The organism is Paenibacillus sp. FSL M7-0656 (assembly GCF_038003225.1).
GTDB classification, from domain to species: Bacteria; Bacillota; Bacilli; order Paenibacillales; family Paenibacillaceae; genus Paenibacillus; species Paenibacillus amylolyticus.
In genome coordinates this window covers 6,267,124-6,291,845 of the sequence record NZ_JBBOOT010000001.1, presented here as the reverse complement: position 1 = coordinate 6,291,845, position 24,722 = coordinate 6,267,124, and the positions used below count along the sequence as shown (strand labels likewise).

The 24,722-nt window shown below is 47.4% G+C and carries 6 protein-coding genes; all 6 read right to left on the bottom strand.

Features of this window, described 5'->3' with window-relative positions; genetic code table 11:
- Nucleotides 1–19: 19 nt before the first annotated feature.
- Genes MHI01_RS27530 through MHI01_RS27505 form a run of 6 tightly spaced genes read right to left on the bottom strand, consistent with a single transcriptional unit; the run spans nt 20 to nt 24,679 of the window.
- On the bottom strand, nt 20–1,339 hold the full coding sequence (locus MHI01_RS27530) for an aspartate aminotransferase family protein (protein WP_047843828.1): 1,320 nt from the start codon (nt 1,337–1,339) through the stop codon (nt 20–22).
- Entirely contained in the window at nt 1,336–2,316 is a 981-nt protein-coding gene (locus MHI01_RS27525; RefSeq protein WP_339283584.1) for an ACP S-malonyltransferase, read from the bottom strand. The genes MHI01_RS27530 and MHI01_RS27525 overlap by 4 nt, the downstream gene beginning before the upstream one ends.
- Nucleotides 2,313–3,464 (bottom strand): acyl-CoA dehydrogenase family protein, encoded by a 1,152-nt coding sequence (locus MHI01_RS27520; protein WP_339283586.1) that lies wholly within the window; start codon nt 3,462–3,464, stop codon nt 2,313–2,315. Before MHI01_RS27520 ends, MHI01_RS27525 begins: the two co-directional genes overlap by 4 nt.
- Nucleotides 3,461–3,718, bottom strand: coding sequence for an acyl carrier protein (locus MHI01_RS27515; protein ID WP_339283588.1), 258 nt, complete (start codon nt 3,716–3,718; stop codon nt 3,461–3,463). The genes MHI01_RS27520 and MHI01_RS27515 overlap by 4 nt, the downstream gene beginning before the upstream one ends.
- Complete coding sequence (locus MHI01_RS27510) at nt 3,715–7,914, bottom strand: beta-ketoacyl synthase N-terminal-like domain-containing protein (RefSeq protein ID WP_339283590.1); 4,200 nt, start codon at nt 7,912–7,914, stop codon at nt 3,715–3,717. Before MHI01_RS27510 ends, MHI01_RS27515 begins: the two co-directional genes overlap by 4 nt.
- On the bottom strand, nt 7,904–24,679 hold the full coding sequence (locus tag MHI01_RS27505; RefSeq protein WP_340984917.1) for a non-ribosomal peptide synthetase/type I polyketide synthase: 16,776 nt from the start codon (nt 24,677–24,679) through the stop codon (nt 7,904–7,906). Before MHI01_RS27505 ends, MHI01_RS27510 begins: the two co-directional genes overlap by 11 nt.
- Nucleotides 24,680–24,722: the final 43 nt, after the last annotated feature.

Here is a 24,722-nt window from a genome sequence, read left to right as displayed (position 1 = left end):
CCTCCTTATTGAGCTACCATCAGATCAGCTCGTCGTAGATCTCTTTCATTTCTGCAAGTGCTGCAGGGACACGCTCACGGAACCAGGCAACATCTTGCATATCAAGCAGGATATTCGGATACATCCGCGAGAGCGTAGATACCAGAACACCGTGCTCAGCAAGCTTGCTATTTAACAAAATATCAAAAGACATCAATTCAAACGTATAATCAGCCGTATCCGTAAGCGGCTCCGTGCAGCAGTGATAAGAAGCACAGCCAGACGGCCCTTGAACAATTAAAGGCAGACCTACCTTCACTGCTTCCTGGCAGAGTATGTCATGCATCATCTCAGCGTGGCGGTTCATGCTGTGCATCGCCTGTCCTCCATTGCGTCCCAACATTTCCAGCGTAGCTTTTACAGCAGCTGTACCTAATGGATAGCCATTAAACGTACCCGCATGAATTACTTTTTTGTCTACAAGCAACTTCATGATATCCGCTCGGCCAACCAGGGCTGACACTGGAACTCCGCCACCCGCGATTGCCTTCCCAAGTGTAGTCAGATCAGGCGTTACACCGAATAACTGTTGGGCACCACCGAGACCCATACGGAATCCTGTTATAATCTCATCAAAAATGAGCACGACCTGGTACTGATCACATAACTGTCTGACTTTTTGCAGATAACCCGGAGCAGGCATGACTCCGCCTCCATTTACACAAACCGGCTCCATGATTACTGCTGCAATGTCGTCTCCATGCTGGCGAAATAGTTCCTCCAGACGGGGTGCGTCATTCCATGGCAAGAGGTAGGATTGAGATTCCATGGCATCCCTTGCCCTTCCCTTTGTTCCTTTCATGTCACCAGGATAGTCTGAAGGTACAGGCAGACCTGTACGTGCAGTCTTGCCACCCATAATATTGTCCGCATTGCCATGATAATGGCCTTCAAAACGTACAAAGCGATTTTTACCTGTCCACGCCCGGGCAAGACGAAGTGCATTCTGGACAATCTCCGTGCCTGATAACCCAAAACGAATCATCTCTGCTGAAGGTACATATTGATGGATCAGTTCCAGAGCCTCTGCATCCAGATCGCAATGACTTACGGAAAGAACACGGTCAATGGTATCCTTCAGACACTCGTTATACTCCTCGTTGCCGTGGCCAACGATGAGGGCACCAAAGCGTGCATATAGATCCAAATACTCGTTGCCGTTCATGTCCGTCACTCTGCTTCGGGAAGCATGCTTGAAATGGAGCGGTGTCTCTTCCCAAGGAAGGTGGAAATTATAGTGCACACCTCCAGGCAGCCATTGTTTCACCCGCTGATTGTACTGCATCATCTCCGTGATCATCCCTTATCGCCTCCCCCATTTGTCTGGTTTACTGCTTCATATCGCTCCAGTAATCTGGACCGATCTTGCGGATCATCCAGCGAATAGGCTGCAGGCAAGGTCTTATTCTCAGCCAGCATATTTCTTACGCTCTGGCCTGGACCGATATCGATCCATACCGTCGCTCCCAGATTTTGAATGCGTGCCAATGCCTGATTCCAACGAATGGGTTGCAAAAGCTGGCTGCTCAGCAGCTTAGGAATGTCCTCGGCTCCGCGAATGAACTCACCATGTACTGTTGAGCAGATGGGAAACACCGGTGCAGAGAAGGAAATCCCTGCAAGCATCTCTTCAAGCTCAGGCTGAATGAACTGCATCAACTCGCTATGATAAGGTGCATCTGCCTTCATTGGCATCATGCGAAAAGGAATGAATTCCCCACCGTAGCCATCCACCTGATCATCCAGCAGTTGAAGACCCTTCGCAGTACCTGCGACGACAAACTGTCCCGGTGAATTATAACCGGAGATCGTCACATACTCGTTCTGACGAATATTCTCGACTAATTCTTCAAGCGCTGCTTGGGTTACATCAACGACAATACCCGCTCTTCCTTTTTGCTCCTGAATGGAGCGATGCATCAACGCACCACGCTGAGCTGTAAAACGAATTCCATCAGCAAATCGCAATGCTCCCGCCGCTACTAAAGCCGAAATCTCCCCCAAACTGTGACCTACTGCATAATCTGGAGTCATTCCAGTCCGCCGAACAAATGAGTCAAATAAAACGTAGCTTGCCGTCAGTACAGCAGGCTGAGCATATTCAGAGACCGTCAATTGATCCAGGGTCCCTTCCATAACCAGTGCCTTCAAATCAAATCCGATCACCTCGCTCGCTTCTGCAAAGATCTGATTCGCCTCCGGCTCACTGCCCAACAACTCGCTGCACATTCCGATATACTGGCTTCCCTGGCCGGGAAATAGCGCACAGAACGTCATACGCTACCGCCACGCTTGTAATAGGCTTTTAATCCGTAATGCGAGATCATCTCCTGCTGCATCTGAGAGGAACCTTCAATAATCTCCAGAATTTTGGCTTCCTTATACAGCCTGGCAACAGGATAATGGTTACTAATTCCGTTCGCACCATGAACCTGTAGCGCATCACTTGCAACTTCAACAGCAACTTTGGACGTAAAATATTTGGCAATCGTTGTCTCCATAGCGGCCTGCGGGTCCTTGGCTTCTCTCAGCTCGGCTGCACGTAAACATAATGCTCGTGCTGCATGGACTTTTGTCACCGCATCTCCAATCATGCCGCGAATCAGCTGAAAATGACTCAGCTTCTGATCAAATTGCTTCCGCTTCCTTGAGTAAGTCACCATGGCATCCAGCGCTTCCTGCGCAATCGCCAGCCCTGCCCAGGCAATGCTATATCTGCCCTGGTCCAGCGCCCCGGTTACGATGTACTCAAAACCTTCATTCAGACGTCCAATAATGTGATTCTTTGGTACACGCACCTCATGGAGATCAATCTCAGCTATACCTGTCTCTCCCGCAACCATGACACCTTCAATAGGTTGGGTCTGTACACCCTCAAACTGGCGTTCGACCCAAAAAGCAGTGCTTCGTCCCTGATTCGAGGCAATAATGATAAATACATCTGCCAGATGTCCAAACGTGATCCACTTCTTTTTTCCATTCAAAACATAACAGTCCGATTCTTCTCTCCACTCGGTCTTTACACTTTTGGCATCCGAACCAACTTCCGGTTCAGTCAGGCCAAAGGCAGCAATCCATTCTCCCTTCACCAACTTGGGCAGCCAGGACGATTTTTGCTCAGGCGTTCCGAAACGTACCAAAGTTTCACTTACAAGTGAAGTATGTACCGTTAACAAGCTGCGAACGGCTGGAAGAGCCTTGCCAAATACTTCAGTCAACAGCCCGTACGCCTTAGGGCCGAGACCCATGCCGCCATATTCAGCCGGGATCGAGGCAGCCAAGTAACCTTTTTCAGCCATGGCACGGATCAATGTTCTGGGAATGGCTTGCTGCTCTTGAATCTGTTGAGCATAAGGACGAATTTCACGGGCAGCAAACAATTCAGCTTCATGAATGATCTCTTGCTCTATATCCGCTTCAATCATTCGGCAACCCCCTCTTGAAGAAGAGATTCATTGAGATAAGCGGCGAATTCGGCAATTGTTTTGTATTCAAACAACGCAACCGGACTGATGTCAACTTGAAGATGCTTACGTGCACGATTAATGATCTTGAGCGCCTGCACAGATGAGACACCAATTTTCAAAAAATTCATCTCTTCATCGATGTCCTCTGGCTCCTGATTCAACGCTACAGCAATCTCGCTTTTGAGAAAAAGCTCAATTTCTTCTTTTGTCATATCATGACCTCCGTTCCCTGATTCACATCTATCCAATGTACATACGGCTCGAATGGGTGTGCTGGCAGATGTACAATCTGGCCAGAGCCATTCGGATGTAACTGTTCCCAATCCAGCGCAGCACCACGTACATAAAGCTGTCCCAGCAATAAAGCAAGCTGATCCTCCATGGTAAGTGTCGGCTCGGCAGACAGGCGGATGAAGCTCTCCTTGCCACTGTATTCAAGCTGCTGCTCTGTCTGATCTGCAGCAATCATAATTACAATGTCGGCGTTTGCCATCTTGCCAGGTGTGTCTTGCAGACTGTCTAACGTCACTCTGTTGTTCACTGGAATGGATTGGCTTGCATGAGCGCTGTGATGTTCCTCGCCATCCAGATGTAAACTGGATACAAGTTCCTCTCCTGCAGCTATTCCTCGAATCTCTTGAATGGAAGGGACCAGACGTACAAGTGTCTCAAGCAAGGTCACCCAGTAGTTCAAGGTTGATACCGTATCTTCATTAGAATCGTCTGGCCTGAGTACCTTACGAGCTTGAGCTTCATCTTCTCCGCGAATCTCATGCCCCCCAACCACAATATTGACACGAGCAGCTCGGTTTCTAGGCTTGAAGCCAAATTCCATTTCTTCGATGTTCCACTCTCCGGTTGAGCTGACAGCTACTGCTGCACGATACCGATAATGTTTTCTATATCTGTTCCGGGTAAAACAAAGATCCTCTAGTGCCAGGTCCGCATGTTTCTTCACATATTGCTCCGTGTTATCAATCAGCTTTTTTAAAGCCTGCTCTGATTTCGCAGAGAACGTTAACAACTGGCCGCGTGCCGGGGCATCTGCACGGACAGGGGCTTTCCATTCTTCCAGCACAATGTGGGCATTCGTACCTCCCAGGCCAAATGAACTGATGCCTGCCTTCCGTGTTTTTCCTTCAGGTACATCCCACGTTTTATGCTCGCTAACGATATGGAACGGCGATTGCTCCAGTCGGAGGGCCGGATTCGGATTATCCATATGCAGACTTGGTGCCAGTTCCCCATGCTGCATACTGAGAAGAACCTTGGCAAGACTGGCTCCACTGGAGGCTGCAAATAAATGACCAATATTGGTTTTGACTGAACCTAATCCAATCGAATTATCGCTTGTATCTCCCTTTTCCCGGAACAGTCGGAGCAAGGCATTCACCTCAATTGGATCTCCAATCCTTGTCCCCGATCCATGTGCTTCAATATAAGAAATCTCGCTGGGGTTTAGGTTGGCGTCGCGATAAGCGGCACGGAGTACCTCATATTGCCCCTGAGGGTTGGGTGCCATAATGCCCAGGGAATATCCGTCGTTATTCACCGCTGTCCCGCGAATCACACCATAAACATGTTTATTGTTGCGAATTGCCTCTGTTAGCGGCTCCAGATATACAACAACAGCACCTTCTCCCAAGACTGAACCATCTGCTTCCCGGTCAAATACCTTCGTATGTTGAGTGGAAGAACAGATTCCAGCATTGCGTGATAGTTGATGAACATGCGGTGTAGCCAAAATGTTCGCTCCACCTACAACTGCCCCAGAGATACGCTTGTCCTGAATGGCCGCCACAGCTTGTGTCAGTGCCACCAGAAAAGAAGAACATGCTGTATCTATGGACAGTGCCGGCCCTGTAAAATTGTACATGTGTGAAATGGAGGCCGCTGCAATATTGGACATATTGCCTACCATAGCGTGAGAATGAACAGCCTTTCCAAGACTCCGGTTCATATAATCAATAACCAGATCGAAGTATGTGCTTGGGTTAATCCCTACATACACACCCACATCACGCTTATCCTCATGGTCCACGAGCATACCCGCATCCTCCAGCGCCTCATGAGCAACTTCCAGCAGCTTGCGATGTTGCGGATCCATAAATGCAGCTTGTTCAGACGGGATTTCAAAGAACTCATGATCAAACGTATCCGGTTGCTTCAGTTCCCCAATCCAGTCATCCCAACCGGGTTGCTTGGAACGTGTTGCACGCTCTAAACTAACCCGGTCAACACTATCTAACCCGTTAACCAGATTGCCCCAGAACTGCTCTTGGGTGTCGGCATCAGGCAGACGCAGAGACAGTCCGGTAATAGCAATAGCACGATGTACATTCAGGTGATTATCTGTTGTTTCAACTTGTTCAAAGTCCTTCGTTTCTGCTGGAAGTTCCTGCAGATATTCCACCATCTCACGTACTGTACTGCAAAAAACAAGTAGTTCTTGTCCTAATTCACGTCCCATATGTGCAGACAGCTTGTCAAGTAATTGATAAGAGAGAATGGAATTGCCTCCAAGTGCGAGAAAAGAAGTATCCATCTCAATCTTTCCTGCGGGCAATTGAAGAATTTCGGCCCAGGCTTTACGTACGGTATATTCCAAAGACGATGCGGAAACCGTCTCGTGTCCTTGCTGTTGTGAGTTTTCGCGAATCAGCTCTTCAATGGCCGCGATGTCCTTGGTAAATACTCCACGCTCATATTCGTTTCTCAGTATGAAGCGCTGGACCTTGCCACTCGTCGTTTTGGGGATAACTTTGATTGGGAGAACATGGGTGATCTCAATACCCAATCCAGCCCTCATACGTTGGATCAGATCCTGTCGCACCTCCAGAAACTGTGGAGCGCCCGATTTGTATTTAACAAATACAAGCAGTTCCTCTACTTGTTTGAGGCTGTTAAAGTGCCCGACTACCGTCAGATTCCCTCTCGGAATGCTGCTATTCTGGTACAAAATTTCTTCAAGATCATGCGCATAATGGTTCTGTCCCCGAATAAACACAATGTCCTTGATTCGTCCGCTTACAACAAGGGAGCCATCAGCCATATAACCCAAGTCTCCAGTGCGAAGCCACCCATCCATATACATTTCACGATTGATCTCTGGAAGACTGTAATATCCGGAGGTTACCGATTCCCCACGGATCTGGATTTCGCCAACAACCCGCTCATCCAGCACTTCACCCTGTTTATCCGCAATCCGGATCTGAATCCCTGTCATGGGATATCCTTCATGGACAAATTCGATCACATCCGAAGTATGGCTATCACTGCTAGGCAGCTGTACTGGCACAGCCAGTCCTTCCTGCACCAGCCGCGAACGCGAAATACGTTCAATTCGCGGCTCTTCCCCCAGTCTGGAGGTACATACACCTACTGTCGCTTCTGCCATGCCATACGCAGGAAACATCATATTGGAACGATAGCCACAAGAGCTGAATTTTTTGACAAATCGCTCGATAACAGACGTTGATATAGGCTCTGCACCATTCAAGGTCATACGTAATGAAGACAGATCAAGCGTTGAGAGCTTGGAATCCGGGATCTTCTGAACCATCCATTCGAAACCAAAATTGGTACAGCAAAACCATTTCCCCTGATGCTCCGTAATCTTGCGCAAGAACAGATAAGGCGACCGTACGAAGGTATAAGGTGACATCACCATGATGTTGGCTCCACTCAGGACGGGTGTCAGATGCTGTCCAAATATCCCCATATCATGCGTATGCGGCAACCAGGTAAACACATTATCTCCTTCTTCAGCTCCAAGAAAAGTCTTGCATGCAATACTGTTGGCGATAATATTGTGATTTGTTAACTGCACACCTTTGGGAATTCCCGTGCTTCCTGATGAGAATTGCAGGAACACAATGTCATCAGGAGAGGTTGGGCATAGATCAGCCATCTGCTGGCCTGCTTGAAGCTGGTTCACGCTAATCAACATAAGACCTTTGAATACCGGACTTTCCGCAAGCTGTTTATACTTGGGCATGTAGGCTTCCTCGACGATAACGACTGGACGCCCGAGTACCTCCCACACTTTCGTGAATTTCTCCAGACCGGCTGAGCCTGGTTCCCAGGCAGCCGGAGGACTAACCGGGGCGACAATAATGCCCCCCAGCATACAAGCCCAAAAGGTACGGTAAAATTCCTGTGACTGGTCAATTTCCAAAATAACAACCTGTCCTTGTTGAATGCCTTGCTCCTGAAGAGACTGCAGGTACTTGCGCGCCTGCATCAGTAATTCAGGATATGATTCAAACTGTTCGTCACCTGAAGAGCTGATATAGGTCATTCCCTTTTCTGGATGAGTATCTGCAATGTAGATTAGCATCTCAGCCACTGTTGAATAATGTTCTGGCACAATCAGCTCGGGTCCTCGCTGTATGGATTTACTGGACATGTTGCACCTCCATTGCCTCATTGTGAACTACCACTCTCACATCGCTACCAAGCTTGTCATCAATCAGCTGTTTCATACGTTTGATGTCCAGACCAGCCTGACAGGCCAGATGTACGTACAGACACTCTTCGTCGTAGCGAATAACCCATTCGAATTGGGCGAGTCCCGAATTCGAATCTTGGTCATCCGACGACTGAGACGACATTGGGATCGCTTCGCTACTGGAGATGAAGCCTTGATAATTAAACAGAATCATCTGACGCGTCTCCTGTTCTGCTTGCCTGTAGGCAGTTCCCAATTGTTCCTGTATGCCATCATATTGTGCCGAGAGGGAAGAATCATGTGTAAGTGCCATAAAGTTAATGCTGTGTTGCTTCGTAAATTCCAGACGTTCCAACAGATCTTCCTGTGTGAATTCACTGTCTACCAGCACTGGAATCAGATCTAGGAATTCTCCCACATAATCATAGTAGGATTCTTCGCCATACTCCCTTCCGTAATGCACCAGGGCTATTGGCAATTGGCTTATGTTCAGATAAGCCGCAATGATGTTGGAAAAAGTTTTAAAGCATGTCCACCAAACATCTGCAGGCTCCTTCCCTGCAAGGGACAACTCGACAGTCATCGCTGAAGGCGACAATGTTTCTGTTTCCTTCAACTTGTTCATGACGATGGCGTTACATCTATTCCATGCCTGAAGCAAAAATTGTTTCTCCATTTCATCTTCTGATACCCCTATGGGGCCTTGAGACAGAAAATTTACATAATCCTCATAATTTCGTACTTGGTACAGAAGATCACTCTCGATCTCTATACCTTGCGGTCTATATAATGCCTTCGACTCAAGTTGCTGCTTGATGATCTGGGCACTCATACCATCAAACGCAAGGTGATCAAAACTCCAAATCAGCTTATGCTCTGTTGCTCCTGTACGCAAAATACACAGACGCCAAGGTAGTTCCTTCAACGTATACGTTTTGTGTAACAGAGACTGAACCAGTTTGTACTCCAACTGCTCAATCGTAGCCGAAGCATAATGACGAATATCAAGATATGGGATAAGCTGTTGCAGCATGTCCGCCGCTAACGATATATCACATGGATGCCAATACAATTGTTCTTCCTCATATATCATGCTGTGCAGCAACTGATGCCGGGATATAACCCCAAGAATCAGGTGTTTTACAGCTTGTTCATTCAATTCGCCTTCCAGCGTTGTTGTAAATCCGCTTGCTCGTGAAGTCGTAGAAGCATGTGCTTGTTGAATTGGAGATAGTGGGAATTGACCCATAGGGGTCATGCCCGCCATAAAAGATGAAACCTGATTGCAGCTGTTTAAGACATGCAGGACCAGGCTGTCCAGTTGTTTCTCATGAAGTGTTATGTCCTGTGGTATGACTATCGGGGACTGAATATGCAGGCTATCTTCGGACCAAACTGACGCCGGAGGATTAATATCTACCAATTTGGCAAGTCCTCTAACTGTCGGATATTGGAATAATTCGTTCACATTGATGGCAATTCCTTCTTTTGCCAAAATTTGAGTGAATGCAATCGCTTTGAGCGAATGCCCCCCATTTTGAAAGAAGTGATCTTCCACACCAATGCCTGGATTACCCAGGATCTGTCGCATGGCGGCAAGAATGACACGCTCTGTTTTTGCCCGAGGTGAACTCACCTCCAGAGACCTTTGCTGCTCTTCAACCAAATGCTCGGACAATGCCCTTCGGTCCACTTTGCCATTGGCATTAATCGGAAGATGATCCATTCGAATAATTCGTGCAGGCACCATGTACTCTGGCAGCTGCTGGTGAAGTTCTCTTCGAATATACTCAGCATCTGCTCCAGTATCGGTTGTATAAAAAGCGGCAATATATAGACTTCCTGATGGTTCTGTAACTGTCATGACAAAGGCATCACGAACTCCCGAAAGACGCTCCATGCAATTGCCTATCTCCGATAACTCAATGCGGAAACCTCTGATTTTGACCTGGAAATCCGAACGTTCAATAAAAATCAGACTGCCATCAGCCAGACGTTTGACGATGTCACCTGTCCGATACATTCGTTCTCCCTTGCGGAAGGGATCATCAAGAAAGTGTTTTCGCGTAAGATCCTCACGGTTAAGATATCCAATACCCACCGCATCCCCACTGATATACAGTTCACCTGGAACGTTCGGTGGCACAGGCTTCAGCTCATCATCCAGAACATACAAGGCTGTGTTAGACAGGGGCTGACCTATGGGCAGTGAGCCAGTATAAGGCTCTGTTTGCTGTAATAAGTGGTAGGAGGCAAAAAAGGTTGCTTCCGTTGGCCCATATCCATTTAACAGCCTGCCCGGCCCCACGCATGCAAGCGCTTTGTTGGCATGACTCACCGATGCAGCTTCACCACCAAACATCACTCTACGCACATTCTTCAAGCAATCAGCATCCCAATCCACCAGCATATTAAACAAGGATGTTGGAATATAAAATACTGAAATCCGTTGCTGTTGGATGACATCCGCCAAACGAGCCATATCCAAAATGGTCTCTTTTGAGATTAATACAAGAGTAGCGCCATTTATTAATGAAGCAAAAATATCGAAAATGGAACCGTCAAACGCATAGTTAGAAATTTGCAGGATACGATCCTCTGGCACAACGGTGACAAAATTGCTATTTTTCATAACTTTGGTCACATTGCGATGACTCATCACAGTCCCTTTTGGGGTTCCTGTTGACCCTGATGTATAAATGATATAAGCCGGGTCAAGAGCGGTCTTGTTCATATGTTCAACAGGCTCCTGGATGTCTCCTGAATCAAATGCTGCCAGTTCATCTGCCGGCACGATACAAGGAACTACAGATTGCCACGTGGAGGCATACGCCGCTTCAGTCAATAACACAGCCGCATCGCAATCTTGCAAAATAAATTCAATTCTCGATGGAGGCGAAGCCGGGTCAATCGGAACATAACTGCAACCCACTTGGAGTGTAGCAAGAATACTGATCATCTGGATCGGTCCGCGGTCCAGAATAAGAGCAATACTGGAGCCTGATTTTACCCCTTGTCCAAGCAACCTGAACGCCAGCCACTGAACACGTTCATACAGATCCGCATAGCTCCATTCACCGTCTTCCCAGACCAATGCTGTCTTCTGTGCATGCACATGAACTTGTTCCTCGAATAATTGGGAAATGGTCGCATCTCGCGGATACTGAGCGGCATTATCGTTGACTCCGTACAGCAGCCATTCCTCTTCCTCCGGTGTAGTGAGCTTAATCTGAGCAATTCGTTCATTATGCCCTGTTGTGATCTGAGACAGGATATACCGGAATTTATCCAGCATCAGTTCCATGGACTCCGCTTTAAACAAATCTGAGCGATAGTCAAGTTCAACCGTGTAACATTGTTTATGCTCGACCAGTGTCCAAGTCAGATCAAATTTGGCATCCACCTTACCTTCGACCCATGGTTCAAGTATCAGTTCCCCGGCTTCAGGATCATCGGTTCCCATGTTAATGTAATTTAACACCACATCAAATAGGGGGTTGCGGCTTAAATCACCGAATAGACCAAGTTGTTCCACCAGTGCTTCATAAGGATAATGCTGATGTTCATAACAGGATAACAGCTTGCCACGCATCTCATTCAAATACGTCTCTGTGGACCATTCTCTGTCCATGCTGGTGCAAATGGCAAGCATGTTCACGAACATCCCCATAACGTTATTGAGTTCTGGCTTCTCACGCCCCGCAACCGCTGTACCTACGACCAAATCGTCTTGACCCGTATACTTCCAGATTAATAGATTCAAAGTTGCCATAAACAACATATAGGGTGTAAGCCCTTGTTGAGTACAGAAATCATTGACCTGTGTGCTTAACGACTCACCAAGTTCAATGGAAAGTCTGTCTCCGCTGTAGGATGACGCGCCATGTCTTGGGAAGTCTGTAAGCAATTCAACCGGTGCAGGCTTGTCCTTGAATTCCTGTATCCAAAACTTGGCGTCTTCAACAGATTGTGCATGTGACGCAGCTTCATCACGCCATTCCGCATAATCCTTATACTGAATGTCAAGAGATTGCAATGTTTCTCCTCTGTACATGCGAGCAAAATCCTGCATCAGGATCGCAATGGAACTCTGATCCGAAATGATATGATGCATGTCGATGAATAAGATGTGTTCCTCTTGAGAAAGGTGAATGAGCTTAACACGAACCAATGGTGCGCTGGTCAGATCAAAAGGCTTGATCCATTCCATGACCTGCTCTAACCCTGCTGTTTCTAATTCCAGCAACTCCACCACGCTTGGAACCTGATCCTCCACAATTTGGAAAATCTCACCGTCAATCATTTCAAATCTGGTACGGAATGCTTCATGTCTCTCTACCAGTGCATCCATTATTACTCTGAATTGCGTAGGGTCAAGTTTTCCCCTTACCCTATAGGAACTGGCGAGATTGTACGCCGTACTCTCACCTTTCATCCACTCATGCACCACATACATTCTTCGCTGTGCAGAAGTGGTCTTGTATTTCTCTTTCTTAGTTACAGGTAAGATTGGGTTCACTGAATCAGAGTCACTTGTAACCTGATGTTCAGCAATCCATTGAACCATGTGTTCAAACACAGAATGATCAAAAACCTCTTCCAGCCCCAAATTTAATCCAAACATTTCTTTAATCCTCGACGCCAAGGAAATCGCTTTTAAAGAATGACCTCCAAGCTCAAAGAAATCATCTTCAAGGCCGACTTCTCCATTACCAAGCAACTCCTGCCACAATTGCGATAATACATGCCTTATCTCATCATCAGTCCGTTGAACCCTGACTTTCCCAGATGGAGATTGGTCTAATGCTGCGATAGAACCCGCTGCAACCTGCGACATACCTGCAAGCTGATACAACGCAACATCATGTTGATGAACAATGGGGTCAAAGGAATACGTCGGCAGGGAGATTTTTTGCCTAGGCCCCGTTCCGTTTAACTGTTCCCAATCCAATTCCATGCCAGAGCACCAGCAAAAAGCAAGTACTTTCATTAAATACACGTCTGCCTCAAGCAGGCTCTGACGATCTCCAGTAAGAGCAATGATGTTTGGCTCTGAAAATGAATCCGGAGCTATTGGTTCTGTATCCTGCTGCTGATTCGAAACGATCCACAGCGTATGCCCAGCAGATTCAGAAAGCGTCTTGCGATTTAGCAGCGTAAACAGGAAATTTGGAGATAACAGTGGTGCAATACTCGACGCATGGTCTGTTACAGTTGCATCTGTCATCCTTCCTGTCAAAGCATCTGACAATGCTCCTTCTTCTAGTGACCAATGCTCCAGATTGTATAAAAGCCCCACGGCATGTACTGGATCAAGTGCATCACTAATAACCAACCCCACCAGTTCGCCAACGCCTTGTCCACAGACAGCATCCGGCTTGATACCAAGCTGCATCACGGTTTTATAAAGAGCATATTGCACAACAAAGCACTGCATGCGCTCAAGCCTTGAATCGATTAACGATCGCCCTATGCCTTGGCGGATGGCATACTGTTCCTTGGACTCAAAGAGGTTCAGTATCTCTTCAAAGTGCTGTTTGAATATCTCTGAGACCTGGCTGCGATACACAGAAGCATATAGTTCCCGAATCTTGCGCGCTTCCCAACTTGCATTTCCGCTGAGATAAAACATGACCTTAGGCTTCCCATTCATCACACTTGCCTGTGTCTCAAACTCTACAGACTGCTCGCTTGGCGGAATATAACCGTCTACAACGATTAGCGCTTTACGATGAACGAATCTGCTTCTTCCCTTCTGTAGCGTCCACGCAGCATTGGGCAACTGCTCCGGCAATGCATGGATTGCCTGTAGAACCGAATCATACGTGCGTTCCAGCGCAGATTCACTTTTGGCCGAGAAGGGCAGCAGAAGCAATGATTCATAATTGGCTTGGCTCTCTTGGACGGGCGGCTGCTCCAGAATGACGTGAGCATTGGTCCCCCCGATCCCAAACGAACTGACACCCGCTCGCAGGATACGCTTCGCGTCTTCTAATGGCTGTGGCTCCCTGTTGATATAGAAGGGACTATGCTCCAGCTCCAACATCGGATTCGTCCGATTCATGTGAATCTGTGGCGGAACCACCCGGTGATAAAGCGTCAGTACGGTTTTAATAAAACCGGCGACACCTGCTGCCGCATCAAGATGCCCAATATTGGCTTTCACAGAACCTAGAGCACAATAATTTCTACGATCTGTTCCCCATGACTGCCTGAGCGCTTCGATTTCAATCGGGTCCCCCAGTTTGGTTCCTGTTCCATGCGCCTCCAGATAGGAGATCTCTTTTGGAGACACTCCCGAACGATGCAGGGCTGATTGAATAACCTTGACCTGCCCGGCCACACTCGGTGCCGTATATCCAATTTTGTCCATGCCATCATTATTAATCGCTGAACCTTTAATGACTGCATAGATATGATCTCCATCTCTCTGCGCGTCGCGGAGTGACTTGAGCACAACCATTCCGCATCCATTACCAGACACAGTACCAGATGCCTGCTCATCAAACGGTCTGCAATGACCATCCTTTGAATAAATCATGCCTTCATGCCAGTGATAACCTTCTTTGAGCGGATAGGAGATAGAGACACCTCCCGCAAGTGCCACATCACACTCTCCCCGAATCAAAGATTCAGCAGCTTGGTGGATAGCGACCAAAGAAGTCGAACATGCGGTCTGGACTGCCATACTCGGCCCTCTCAGATTTAATTTGTGAGATACTCGGGTTGTAATATAGTCCTTTTCATTTAAAGTCATGGCTTCAAAAGCCTGTAACAAATTACCGGAGCGACCGAGAAATTGCACCATCCATGGTAAGCTCAGTCCACTTCCGGCAAACAATCCTATAGATCCCTCATAACTGTAAGGATCACACCCGGCATGCTCAAGCGCCTCCCATGAGCACTGATGCAGCAGCCGGATTTGCGGATCCATCATGTTGGATTCCTGATGCGGATATTCGAAAAATCCGGAGTCAAAATACTCAGTGTCTTGCAGTACACCTTTGGCCCGTACATAATCGGGATGTTTGAAGTCTTCCGGTCGTACACCCGAAGCGGTTAGATCCTCCTCATTCAGACGGGTAATACCGTCCTTACCTGCCATTAGGTTATCCCAGAACTCCTCAATATTTCTTGAGCCGGGAAAATGCCCTGCCATGCCAATAACTGCGATATCCGACGAAGAAGAAATTCTGCTACTGTGTTCTGAAGCAGACGGGATACTCTGTTCCGGTCTGCTCTGCTCCACTTTGCTGTGTTCAACTGTGCTCCTCACATACTCTTTTGGAGCTGTTGTCGGGTCCGGGTTCGTAACAGGATATCCAACCGAAGCGATATGCCCGCTCTCCTCTTGCACCTGTTGTGTAACTGTCGGCAGCATCTGCTCCGCCACCAGATGATTAACCAGTGATGCAATGGAGGAATGCTCAAACAATTGCACCAGCGGAACGCTTTTATCCAGATAGGCATTCAGCCGATTATTGATCAGAATAAGCCCCAGCGAGTTGCCTCCGATGTCAAAAAAGTGATCATGGATATTAACCGTATCCAGATTCAATATTTCCTTCCACGTTGCAATGAGCATCTGCTCCAGGTCAACTTTTGCCCGCTCCATTCCTTGAATCGATGAGCCATAAACCAGAGCCGGGTTATCCCTCTCTCCCGGCTCAAAATCAGCCAGACGAAGGGCATTGCGATTCAGTTTGCCATTAGGCAGCACAGGCAGATTTTCCAGACGAATCAAGCGATAAGGCATCATGTACTGTGGAAGCCGCTGCTTTAACCAGGTCCGAAGCTGTACGTCTTCATCTTCCATAACGGAAGGCCCACTCCCAGGCTTCAGACTGTAGAAAAGGATTAATTGCAATGAATGTGAATCGGCCCCTTCTACCTTAACGACAGCTTCTCTTACACGTTCATAATTCATCGCTGCCTGCTCAATCTCATTCAGTTCAATCCGGTAGCCACGAATCTTCACCTGCTGATCTAACCGTCCCATTAACTCAACATCCCCATCCGACAGTATACGGGCCAGATCGCCAGTTCGGTACAAACGGCCTCCCAAAACATTGGGGTTTGCAATGAATCGGGCATCGGTCTCAGCAGCGTTGTGCAGATAACCGCGGGATAATCCTTTTCCTGCAATGCACAGCTCTCCATAACTTCCAGGTGGCAGTATTTCACCTTCATCATTCAGAATATAAATCTCTGTATTGGTAATGGGCTTGCCAATGGTAATCGCGGCTGTGTCATTCAATTCTTTGGTCGTTGACCAGATCGTAGTTTCCGTTGGTCCATACATGTTAAAGACTCGAGCGGGCGTAAGCCGCTTCAGATCGGTGAGGAGTCCCACAGGGACATTTTCCCCTCCGGTAAGAACACACCGCAGATTGCCCAGCGCCTGAGCGAATTCTGGATTTTCGACAAATGCCTTAATGCGTGAGACCGTGCTAAGAATGTGTGTAACACCATGTTCACGTATTCGACGTGAAGCAAGAGCCGGGTCAAGCTGCTCCTGCTCATTGGCCAGATACAGCGAATATCCGGTGCATAATGGTGTCCACACTTCAAATCCGAAAATATCAAAAGATATGGTCGTTACACTGATGATGCGATCTGTCTCATGCGCAAAAATATGTCGGTGCCTGACGTCCTCAACAAAATTGACCATCGCCTCATGAGTAATCATGACCCCTTTGGGACGCCCCGTCGATCCTGAGGTGAAAATCACACAGGACAGATCCGAAGACAGGAGGCTTACGTCCGGGTTAACGGATGAGCGCACATCCTGGGCAGTTGGATCATACACAAATCGCTCTCCGCTAAAAGTCACTGTGCCTTCTTCATCAGGCGTACACAGCAATACGTTCATTCGGCTGTCTTCAATCATATTCACGATGCGCTGCGGCGGAAAAGCAGGGTCCAGAGGCACATAAGCCGCCCCAGCTTTCAGCACCGCCAATAGCATAATAATCAACGATTCATCTCGTCTGGATAATATGCCTATAGGTTCATCCCGGCGCACACCTTGATCAATCAGCTTCCAAGCCAGCGTATTAGCTTTTTCATTAAGCTCCCTGTAGGTAAAAGAAGCTCCAGATGATACAAGGAGAGCTTTCTTGTCTGGTGTGTGTTCTGCCTGCAGCTCGAACAGCCGATGCAGACCCACCGCAGGAGTGTAATCCAGACGTGGACCAGCAAGACGATGGACTGGGTGCTCATGAGAAATGTTTCTCTCAAACAGTTCGCTCAGAGACAGATTAGGCTGTTGTACAACCTCTTGGCAGAGTCCGATAAACTCCTGCATCATACCTTCAACTGTGTCCCGGCGGAACAGATCCAGCGAGTATTCGATATATCCTTCAATCACCTGCTTCTCCCTGTTTTCTTGACAGGTCATTAACAGATCATAAGTAGACGTACCCGTCTCCACCGGAAAAGAACTAAATTGCAAACCATGAAGTTCAAGTCCATGCAAGTCCATGTTCTGATAATCAAAACAAACATCAAATACCGGATTTCGGTTCAGCTCACGTGTCACGCCCAGTTGTGCCACAAGCTCATTAAACGGATATTCCTGATATGCAAAAGCATCCAGTGTATGTTGTTTGAGTTCGCGTAAAAAATCAGTGTACGTACGATCAAACGTTGGAAAATTCCGCATCGCAATCATATTGACAAACATGCCTACCGTCTCTTTCCACTCCTCTTGCATCCTTCCTGCAACAGGCGTTCCTACCACAATGTCCTGCTGACCTGAGCGGTGTGCAAGAAGAAGATTCCACACACTTAGCATTACCATATACATGGATGCTTCCGATGAGGAAGCCAGCTCATGCAAGTGTTGTGTTAACGAACGATTCAACGTGAAATGAAGACGTCCCCCTTGCATGGATCGCTGTGATGGACGCTCATGGTCAAGTGGAAGCCCCAGCACAGGTAAAGAAGGGCCAAGATGGTCCAGCCAGTACGTTTGATGTGAAATGTATTCCTGTGAAGCGAGACGTTGCTGCTGCCATACCGCGTAATCTTTGTACTGCAATCGGACTGCATGCTCTTTGCCAAAATATAAATCATTGAAGTCACGAGTAATGATTTCGACAGATGTACCATCCGCGATAATATGGTGAATATCAAAGAATAACAGATGCCTGCGCTCGCCTATCTTAATCAGTTCAACCCGCATAAGCGGAGCTCTCCCCAGATCAAAAGGACGAATCAATGTCTCGATCATCGCAGGCAACTCTTGGTCATCTGCCACATGCTGCTCTGCGTAGCCCATACTTAAGCGAACCGAAGGTTGGATGATCTGAACGATCTGACTACCCCGTATCTCAAACGATGTTCTGAGCGCCTCATGATGTTGCATCAACTTCTGCAAAGCAGCCTCAACTCTTATACGGTCCAATTCACCTTCAATAATGGTTGCAGACGGTAGGTTGTATGCCGTATTGCCTGGATCAAGCATCGCTTGTGTGAACATACGCATCTGTGCAGAAGAGATTGGATAAGCATCCATAGTGGGTGCAGATTGAATTATCTGTTGGTCCACTTTTGGTTTCGCCATGACATAGAGATGCTCCGCCAGTTGAATAGGCGTTGAATGATTGAAAACATCAGCTACCTCAGGCTGAATTCCTAAATGAGACCGGATCCATGCAGACAAGCTGACTGCTTTGAGAGAATCTCCTCCAACCGCAAAGAAATTAACCTCTTCATCTAGATCATCGATGCCAAAAATCGTTCGATATGCGTCCAGGACAATCTGTTTCAGTTGGTCTGAACCACCAGTATAAACGGTCCCTTTTACTAGAGTAGGGCCACTTCCCTTACCCTGCTCTGCATGCTGCCTATCATCCCCGGTACCCATTCCTTGCACTGCTGATGAGCCAGAAAGAGAAACACTGACAGGATAGGATTGTTTGTTGAAAACATAAGTAGGCAGAGAGCATTTTCGTCGTACCGTCTGCCCTTTGAGCACCTTCCAGTCCGGTTCAATGCCTTCGCACCATAACTCCGCAAGTCTGCGGTTCACATAGATACTGTCCTGCTCCGTCTCCCTTACGTGACGTAGCATATTCAGTACCGTCTGGGAATCTCTTGATAGACTGTGCTGTCTGGCAAAGGAGCTTAGCGTTCGTCCTGCACCTACTTCAATTAATACAGCCCGCTCATCCTTCAACACTTCAGCCAGGTTTGATTCAAACAACACCGGCTGTAAAATATGACGGGACCAATAGTCAGGTTGTGTGATTTCATCGCCAAGCGCCCATGTTCCACTGGTATTGGACAGTAATGGGATCTGTGGCGTATGAAGTGAATGCTCTGCTAGATAACGTCTAAATTCCTCGGCGGCCTGATTCATCATTGGCGTATGGAATGCATGGGAAGTCTTCACACGAATGCACTTCCAGCCCAGTCCTTCAGCCTTGGCTTCCATCCGTGAAATGGCTTCAGCTGTCCCACCAATCACACTGGAACCTGTAGTATTCACCAGGGCAAGCCACATGTCTTCCTCCAGTTGTGACTTCACCTGCTGCGCATCCGCCATAACGGCAAGCATGACCCCGGGTTGTTGTTGCTGCATCAGACGTCCGCGAAGTCGAACTAACTTGACAGCATCTCCGAGTTCGAACACACCCGCTACCGTTGCGGCAGCCAGTTCACCAATGCTGTGCCCGATCATGCCATCTGGCTTGATGCCCAGATCCAGTAGAGACTTGGCGAGCGCATAACTTGTCATGAACAGTGCGAATTGGCTGTACTCTGTCTGGTTTATTCGCTCAGGCTGCTGATCTCCGTATACAACGGACAGCATATCTTCTCGTTCTTCCGCAGGCAGAAGGTCCAATATTTCCTGAATATAACTTCTGAAGATTGGAGCTAGGCCTGCTTGCTCTGTAGATCTGTATAGTTCTGCACCCATTCCCTGATACTGACTGCCCTGTCCGGGGAACATAAAGTATACGGGACGAGTGCCTTGAGCCGAATGGTATACCCGTGCTTTCCCCAGCTGCTGTATCAGCTTGTCCGGATTATCCTTCCATGTCTTATCCAGAATGAGTGCCTTACGATACGCAAAAACAGATCTACCTGATTGCAAGGTCCACGCTGCGTTTGATACAGATTGATCCGGCTGCTGAGTCAGATGTTCCATAATCCGTTCAGCGGTGCGGTTCAGCGAGTACTCCGTTTTGGCGGAAAAAAGCAATATATTTACGTCATCATCCGGACTGCACTTCTCCATCTCGGGAGCCTCCTCCAATACCATGTGAGCATTCGTGCCCCCCACACCAAATGAATTGATTCCTGCGCGCATGACTCCAACATTGCCCTGTTTCCAGTCCACCCCTTGTGCATTAACTTTAAAAGGCGTATTCAAAAAATCAATTTTGGGATTAGGTTGCTCATAATTCGCTGTTCCAGGGATATAACCTTGTCCAAGACTGAGCGCTACCTTGATTAAACCAACCACACCTGCGGCTGTATCCATATGTCCCACATTGCCTTTGACAGAACCCAGATAGCAAAATTGCTTTTGGTCGGAAGCAAAGGCCCGAGTTAACGAGTTTACTTCAATTGGATCACCAAGCAACGTTCCCGTACCATGTGCTTCGATATAACTCACCGTTTCCGGGTCTACTCCGGCTACCTTATAAGCATCCTGAATGACTTCAGCCTGTCCGCTTACGCTTGGAGCAAGAAAACTGAGTTTCTCTTGTCCGTCATTGTTAATTGCTGAGCCTTTGATGACCCCGTAGATATGATCTTCATCCCGCAGAGCATCGGTTACCCGCTTCAACACCACAATTCCCATACCATTGGAGAAGACGGTTCCACTGGCTGCCGCATCAAATGGACGACAGTGTCCATCTGTGGAGAACATCATGCCATCCTCAAATATGTAACCCCCTTCATTGGGCAACTCCACGGTGATCCCACCAGCCACGGCCACATCACATTCTCCAACGATCAAAGATTGACATGCCAGATGAGGTGTAACCAGTGAAGTAGAACATCCCGTCAGAGCGGTATAGGCCGGCCCTTTTAAGTTCAGCTTATAAGCCATTCGGGTAGCGAGAAAATGATTGGTGCTGAGGGTGAATGCTTCGTATTTACTGCTATAGTTAGCATCGTTAAAAAGCACTTGACGGTACCATTCGAAGTCATCGGACCCGCCAAGGAACACACCCACCTTACCCGCTTCATCCGGTCTGCAGCCTGCATCCTCCAGCGCTTCCCATATTCCCTGATACAGAAGTCTGAATTGGGGAGACATCATTTTGGCTTCACCGGGAGTATAGTCAAAGAACCCTGCATCAAACTCATGGATGCCGTTGGCACGTCCTTTTGCCTTGACATAACGAGGTGAACGCAGCAGTGCTTCCTCCACGCCAAGCTCCCTCAATTCATCATCACTATAAAAGTGAATGCTTTCCCGCCGTTCAACAAGGTTACTCCAGAACTCCCTTATATCCTCAGCACCCGGCACATTCACCGCCATGCCCACAATTGCAATGTCCTCACGCATAATGCCATCTTTTCGTTGAAACAATTGTTCCCTTTCAGTCGGTATCCGAACTCCCTCATCTTTCGGACCCAGTGCGGCAAATTGACGCAATGTCGGGCATTCGAAAAAACGAGGCACAGGGAACTCCACATCGGTATAATGCTTAAGTTTATTGTGAGCCTGAATGACAGAAAATGAATTTCCGCCCAATTCAAAGAAATGGTCATCGCGCCCTACTCTCTCAACACCGAGCACTTCGGCCCACACTTCGGCTATAACCTTCTCAAGCTCAGAAGACGGGGCGGTATAGAACGTACTGGAAGCGTGAGCATGCGTGATATCTGCCATGAGTGCCTTCCGGTCAATCTTCCCACTGCTATTCAATGGAAATTCGGATTTATGTACAAAAACGGATGGTATCATATATGCCGGTAACAAACGAGACAGATGCTCTCTCAATTCGACAGAAGGCAGCTCCTGCTCTGACAGATAGTAGGCATACAGCAAGCCGGACCTACCTTCAAATGATTTCATGACTACCACGGTCTGGATGACACCCGGATAGGATGACAGGGTATTCTCAATTTCGCCTGTCTCCAGTCTGGCTCCTTGAATTTTAACCTGAAAATCAATGCGTCCCAGATATTCGATCGTACCGCTTGGGAGTGAACGTACCAGATCACCTGTGCGGTACATGTACCTGAAATGCTCTGCATCCTGTCCTTCTTGAAAGAAAGGATTAGGGACAAACTTCTCTCGGGTCATCTGTTCCAGATTCAGATATCCACGTGCAAGCCCAACACCGCTAAGACAAAGCTCCCCTGGAATACCTAACGGCTGAAGCTCATCATGATTTCCGACGACATACCATCTGGACTCATTGAGCGGGTAGCCAATCGGTACATTGCCCAAGCCTTCGTAATGACTTAACGGATAATGAGAAACCCATATGGTGCATTCGGTTGGACCATAAACATTTTCAAGACTTGCTCCAATGCCTAACCTGTTAAATTTCTCAATGATGTCTGGCGTGACTGCCTCTCCGCCAACAAACATCCATTTCAACGTTTCCAATGTTGACAGATCGGAGCGAAGCTCCATCGTTTCCAGAAAAAGACGGAATAACGTTGGAACAAAGTTGATGTGCGTAACCTTATGTGATGCCACCGTTGACACAATACGAGCAGGGTCTTTTTCTGCTCCAGGCTCAAGAATGCTTAGTGCGCCTTCACCCATGAACCAGCCGAAAAGTTCCGTGGCAGACACATCAAAGGTATATGCTGTTTTCAGCAAGTAAACATCCTGCGCCTGCATCGGAAAACGACGCTCCAGATCAAGCAGTGTATTGACTACGCTATGATTTTCAACCATGACTCCTTTTGGCTTGCCTGTTGATCCGGACGTGTACATGATATAGGCAAGGCTATGCGGATTCAGCGCCTCTTCGAGATTTGAGACATCCCCCGTATAGGCCTGATCTCCCTCAACGTAGATGTACTGGACATCCAGAGTCTCGTCATCTTTTTCGGGCTGCATAGCCAGCACTATGGATATGTCTGCATCCGATAAAATATAGGCCTTTCTGGACAAAGGATAGGAAGGGTCTACAGGCACAAAAGCACATCCGGCTTTTAATACAGCCAATAGGGCAATGACCATATCCGAGGAACGTGGCATCTGCACGCCAACTGCCGCGTTATCACTTTTTTTAATCGCAACGATCTGCCTAGCCAATTGATTCGCTTTTGCGTTGACCTGCGCATAGGTCTGATGCTGCTTGCCTTCCATTAGAGCTACCCGCTCCGGGAAACGTGCTACTTTATCGTGAAATATATCCATAATATGTTGTGGAGTGTAGGGAAAATAAGAAGTTTGATTGAATCGGTACAGTAAGTTTTCTTTCTCATCTTGTATCAGGAGGCTGAACTCCCTGATTTTTTGCTCAGAATTGGTTACTAGTTGATTCAGCAAATATAGAAATCGTTGGCCCATTCGCTCCATTGAATCTTCACGGAACAAGCTCGGTTTATATTGCAGCTTCAACTGCGCACCTTGCGGTAAACGACTCAACACCACCATTAGATCTCCTGGGAACGTAACCTTATCCTGATCCAGAATACGAGTTCCGAGCATATCTTCCTCATAGGAATCATAAACAAAGGAGATATCAAACAACGATGGTGATCCGGGTTGAGCCTGTAACATACTGTCTCTGACAATGAGGTTATTGGGATATCCGATGTTCCTGTACGTATCCATCCAGGTTGTGGCTACTTGTTGCAGCAGAGGTTTTAGAGTTGATTCGAGGTCAATATGGAATCGCATAGGCAACATATGGACAAAACATCCAATCGTTTCTTCCAAGTCCATACCGGGACGATGAGAATATGGGGAGGCAAAGGTGATATCGTCTGTACCGACATATTTACTCATAAGAATGCCAAAGGCACCCATAAAGAACATAAAAACGGTTACTTCATTATCTTTGGACATCTGTGTAATATCAGCCATTAACGATTCCGAAATATCAAATCGCAGTTCATGACCAATCCCTTCTTGTACAGAACCTGCTGGAAAGTCGTGCTTTAGAGAAAGAGGTTCCACTCCCTTCATTTTGTTCAACCAGTATTCCCGCTCTTTGGAGTACTTGTTTTCGTGCAGTTTCTTGTTCTCTGCCTCAACATAAGAGATGAATCCTTCATCCAGCTTGACATCCACAGGCTGATCTTCAAGAAGACACGTATATGACTGGATAAGTTTGTTTTTCATCAGTTCAAGCGACAAGCCATCACATATTAAATGATGAATACATAAGGTCAGAATATATCGGCTTTTATCCATCTGAACAATCATTATACGGAACAGAGGACCTTTCTCCAGCTCAAAAGGTGTCCCGATGCATTCATCCACCAGTGCTTCTAACTGTTGTTCCTTTGGATTCTCCTGATTCTCGCTACTTAGGTCCCACAAGGCAAGTGAATAATCCATATCTTCATGAACGGATAACACGGGTACATCATTTTGAATCTCAATCCGAGTACGCAGCACCACTTGCTCATACATAAGCAATTCGATGGATTGGCGAAATATCTCCATTTGAAGATGATCAAATTGCATTGAAGCTGAGATGTTATACGAAGTGGGATCATTCACCTGACAATCAAAATAGATTCCCTTTTGTGTTTCGGAAAGTTCAACGGTTTTTTGTACCATCACGACCACACCTCATCGTTTAATTGAGATTCAAGCTGTGTAA